We start from the raw sequence: 4,760 nt of genomic DNA, 5'->3' as shown, positions 1-4,760 counted from the left end.
GCGAGCTCATAAAGGTCGCTTAAAACACCGTTGAGGCGAAGCACCCGGCTGTTGATCTTCTCTCTGATATATTTGAACAAAAGACCCCGGTTGGGCGCCAGAAACATCGAGATGATGACTATCGCGCTGACACATAGAACAATCGTCGGGCCGGTCGGAAGTTTTTCTGTCGTGCTCGAGAGCACCGCCCCGCTGACCCCCGCCAGGGCACCGAATACAGCTGACAAAACGATCATCAGCCCCAGGCGGTCGGTCCATTGACGCGCGGCCGCGGCCGGAGCGACAACCATCGCGCTCATCAATACAACTCCGACTGTCTGCAACCCGAGCACGATAGCGATCACCAATATGGTTGTCAGAAGTATATCGATCAAATTCATCGGGAAGCCGAGACTAAAACCGTAGTCGCGATCAAAAGACAGCAGTTTGAACTCTTTCCAGAACATGAACACGATAATCAGCGCGATCGCGGCTAAAATCCCCATCACGATCACGTCCTTTTCGAGCAGGGCTGAAGCCTGACCGAACAAAAACGTATCCAAACCCGCCTGATTGGCATCGGGCATTTTTTGAATGAATGTCAATAAGACCAGTCCAAAACCGAAGAAGACTGATAATATCATCCCCAGGGCCGAATCATACTTGATCCGGCTTGACTTGAGAATTCCGATGATTATCAATGTTCCGATCCATCCCGCCAGTGCCGCCCCCAGGATCAAAACCAGAGACGATTTACTGCGGGTTAACAAAAATGCCAGCGCTATCCCCGGCAGGGCGGCATGGGAGACTGCATCGCCTAAAAGGCTCTGCCTGCGGAGCACCGCGAACGATCCCAACGCACCGCTGACAATTCCCAGTATCGAGGACCCGAGCACAACCGTACGAAGAGTATAATCGAAAAATATGTCATGCAGGATCTGGCTTATTCCCATTACTGCTCCCGGGCGCTGTTTTGCGAACTCATCTGGTGGCTCAAAAAGTCGACTTTACCACCGTAAGCCATCCGCAAATTATCTTCAGTAAAAACTTCTTCGACCGGTCCGCTGGCGATCCTGCGCACATTCAACAGCGTCACCCAGTCAAAATACTCCGGCACGGTCTGCAGGTCATGATGCACAACCGCCACCGCTCGGCCACTGTCTTTGAGTTCTTTCAATATGGTAATGATGGCTCTTTCAGTGGTGGCATCAACTCCCTGGAACGGTTCATCCATGAAGTAGACCATGGCATCCTGGACCAGAGCACGAGCCAGAAACACCCTCTGTTGCTGGCCTCCTGACAACTGGCTGATCTGCCTGTCGCAATACTTTTCCATCCTGACTTTTTCGAGCGCCTGCATGGCTTCATGTTTTTCCTTTTTGCCCGGACGCCGGATCCATCCCAGCGAGCCATAACTTCCCATCACGACCACATCGAGCACGCTGGTGGGAAAATCCCAGTCGACAGAACCGCGCTGGGGCACGTAGCCGACCAGCTGATGTTGCTTACGGTAGGGTTTGCCATGAATCAACACCTGTCCGGCCGCCTTCCGGACCAATCCCAGGATCGCCTTGATCAAAGTCGTCTTGCCCGCGCCATTGGGTCCCACGATCGCCATAAGCGTCTTTTTCGGAATCTCAAGATCAATGTCCCAGAGTACCGGTTTATCTTTGTAGGCGACAGTCAGGTCGGTTACATTTACCGCGAGTTCATCATTCATGATTTATCTCCAGGCAGGTTATTCCGGTTTTAACGAGCTTACAATCGTGTCGATATTGTGGCGTACCATACCGAGGTACGTCCCTTCAGGGGTACCGCTGGTGCCCATCGCGTCACTGAACAGCTCGCCCCCGATTTTGACCCCGAAACCTCGAGATTTAACGGCGGCCTGAACAGCCTCGATATTGCGCACCGGCACAGAGGATTCGACGAAAATCGCGGGGATCTGGTTGGTTGCGATAAACTCAGACAGATTTTGCACATCAGCGGTACCGGCCTCCGAAGCTGTGCTGATTCCCTGCAGGCCTCGAACCTCGAACCCGTAAGCCCGGCCGAAATAGTTGAAGGCATCATGGGCGGTGATCAGGACCCTCTGGTTTTCCGGCACTGAGGAAGCCCGGTCGAGAACATATTGATGCAGTTCTTTCATCTCTTCCAGATACTTATCAGCGTTAGCCTGATATGCGTCCCGGTTGTCAGGATCGAGTTCCACCAGTTTATCACGAATGCCCTCGACTGCTTTCATCCAGAGGCTGACATCGAACCATATATGCGGATCGTGAGCCCCCTCATAGTCGGCGGAAGAAAGCAACCTGGACTGGTCGACAGCCTCGGTCACTGCGTAAGTATTGGCACGCTGTCCGACTTTTTCGAGCACCTCGGACATCGCTCCCTCGAGGTGCAGGCCATTGTACAGGATCAGGTCGGCCTCGCTCATCCGGGTAACATCGCCGGCACTGGCCTTGTACGTGTGTGGATCCACACCCGGACCCATCAGGCCGACGACCTCGACATTTTCTCCACCGACGTTTTTGGCCACATCGGCAATCATTCCTATCGTAGCGACGATTTTCAATTTGCCGTTTCCAGAAGAACCGTCAGTTCCATCTTCGCCACCGCCACACCCGGCAACTATAAAACCGGCCATAAAAACCGATATAATAAAATATAGTGATTTCATTTATTTCCTCCTGTCATAATTATCCTTCAATATCGTTACATACAAATCTAAAAGTTAAATGGTTCCATTCAAGGCAATAATGACACCCTGTACATCGGTTGATTCAGTCAAACTGGCTTTATCGTAATTATCCATAAATATTTCAATTTTAATCATCAGGTCATCATCTAAGCCGTACCCGGCTCCGACCTGGATTCGGGTAATTTTCTGATCAATTACAGGCATAGTCCCAGCCACCTGGAGCGCCAATCCCGGATTTGGAATCAATCCTGAGATTCCACTTCCATCAGCATCTTCATCCTGTGGCATCCAGCCTGAAATCCGAGCCCCCAGATGCCACCTGTCCTGACCGTAGCGAACTTCTCCCATCCAGATAATGACATCGTCCTCGGTTGTATCCAAGTTATCATTATAAGTGAGAGAGCCAAAATAACCCTTGATATAGATATCACTGGCAGGCGCATAGAGCGCTTCACTCATCCAACCGCTGAAATCCGAAGACGTTCCGGTTGCGCCTGATTCCGAGCGATCATCGCTATTGATGTACGAACCTGCCACGCGGACTTCGCCCTGAGCTACTGGAATTATGCCCATTGCAGTCCCGGAAACCTCGAATCCACCATCTGAATTATTCGCGGATTCATCAGTCCCATTGGTGACCGCAAGTGAAAGATCGAAGTTTTCATGCATGTAGTTACCCATCACACCGATCGTATTCAGAGTTCCCATCGGAGCTCCGGCAAATGCGCTGTAAAAAAGTGAATTCATCAGCAACGGATTCCCGAAAGTATCGGCATTGTTGCTCAGCGATCCTGTCTGCATTCCGAACGGAGAATCAAATGAACCCGCCACCAGGGTGGCGTCCTGGTCTGCGAATGAAAACTCAATATTCAGGTCAGTTATCTCAACTTCAGGACCGGGGTAACCAAAGCTTCCACCCCCGGGACTGCCCTGAAGCTGAAATAATCCCTTGATGTTCGAACGAATCTTCCATTCGAAATCGATGTTGGCGGCCACGTCAAATTGATTCCGCTCAGGTTCACCAATACCAGAATTCTCCTGGTCAAAGTAATTGAACAGTCCAAGATAAGCTCCACCGACAGTCACGGCATCATCCTGCGCGACCAGAGATGAAGGTAGAATTACCAAAACAATAGAATTTATGAACAACACGGCCATTGACCAATATGCGATCGACTGTCTTGAGATTCTTTTTCGTATAATATTATAAATACTATTCACTAATTCCTCCAATCTAAATTATCATAACAAATATTTTTTCCGATGCCTTAAGACCGATAAATCTATCTTCGTTATTTAATTTGATTCTCATAAAACCTCCAGATGCTGAGATATCTTTCACTGAAAACTTGACACCCGGCTTGAGGTCGATTTCTGTTAAATACTCTAACAATTCAGGATCGGTATCATTAACTTCCCGGACAATTCCCGCTTGGCCGGCTTTTAAACTGCACAAAGTGCGAAGCTTCTGGTCTTCAAATCCACCTTCCCTGGAAGGAATCTGTGCCCCATGTGGATCATTAGCCGGGTAATTAAGCTTTTTCTCAATTCGATCAAGAATATCCTCTGAAATCACATGCTCCCATTTTTCCGCCTCCTGGTGGACTGTTTCCCAGGGCACATCAAGCACTTCGACCAAAAAGCTCTCTATCAACCGATGAGCACGTATGATTCTGAGAGCTTCCTTTCGCCCGCGTGAAGTTAGCTTAACTCCTTTGTATGGCTTGTAAAGCAACAGTTTTTTTTGCACCAAGTTTTTCACCATCTCAGTCACAGAAGGTGGAGAAACATTCAATTTCTTTGCGATCAGCTTTGTCGTAACAATCTGGTTCTCGCGTTGCAGGCTGAACACAGCCTTTAAATAATCCTCAATCGCCTTTGTATACACTGGCTCCCCTAAATTATGTATTAGGCATACCTAAACATGAGGTTGCCGCGTTTTGTTTCAATTTTCCAAAGTTTTCTAATCGATAGTTTGTTTTCTGCAATAAGTATGACAGCGGGACAGAATTCTTATTTCATTGGTTTTTTCTTCAGCTATACCAATCAGCGTCCATACAAAGCTTTGGAAAAGAAAGCT

5 protein-coding genes are annotated in these 4,760 nt (G+C 48.9%); all 5 read right to left on the bottom strand.

What is annotated here, in order from left to right; genetic code table 11:
* Positions 1 to 932 (bottom strand): iron chelate uptake ABC transporter family permease subunit (locus tag GF404_11170; GenBank protein ID MBD3382742.1); only part of this gene is annotated, 932 nt, incomplete at its 3' end.
* Positions 932 to 1,699: an ATP-binding cassette domain-containing protein gene (locus GF404_11165; GenBank protein ID MBD3382741.1), complete on the bottom strand. Its 768-nt coding sequence runs from the start codon at positions 1,697 to 1,699 to the stop codon at positions 932 to 934. The genes GF404_11165 and GF404_11170, both read right to left, overlap by 1 nt.
* A gap of 18 nt (positions 1,700 to 1,717) precedes the next feature.
* Positions 1,718 to 2,659, bottom strand: coding sequence for a manganese transporter (locus tag GF404_11160; GenBank protein ID MBD3382740.1), 942 nt, complete (start codon positions 2,657 to 2,659; stop codon positions 1,718 to 1,720).
* 54 nt (positions 2,660 to 2,713) lie between these two features.
* Positions 2,714 to 3,838 (bottom strand): hypothetical protein, encoded by a 1,125-nt coding sequence (locus GF404_11155; GenBank protein MBD3382739.1) that lies wholly within the window; start codon positions 3,836 to 3,838, stop codon positions 2,714 to 2,716.
* 76 nt (positions 3,839 to 3,914) lie between these two features.
* Positions 3,915 to 4,568: a metal-dependent transcriptional regulator gene (locus GF404_11150; GenBank protein MBD3382738.1), complete on the bottom strand. Its 654-nt coding sequence runs from the start codon at positions 4,566 to 4,568 to the stop codon at positions 3,915 to 3,917.
* Positions 4,569 to 4,760: the final 192 nt, after the last annotated feature.

The sequence above is a fragment of the Candidatus Zixiibacteriota bacterium genome, from assembly GCA_014728145.1.
In the GTDB taxonomy this organism is placed as follows: domain Bacteria; phylum Zixibacteria; class MSB-5A5; order JAABVY01; family JAABVY01; genus WJMC01.
Note: the sequence above shows the minus strand (reverse complement) of the source record. Positions and strands in the feature narration are given on the sequence as shown.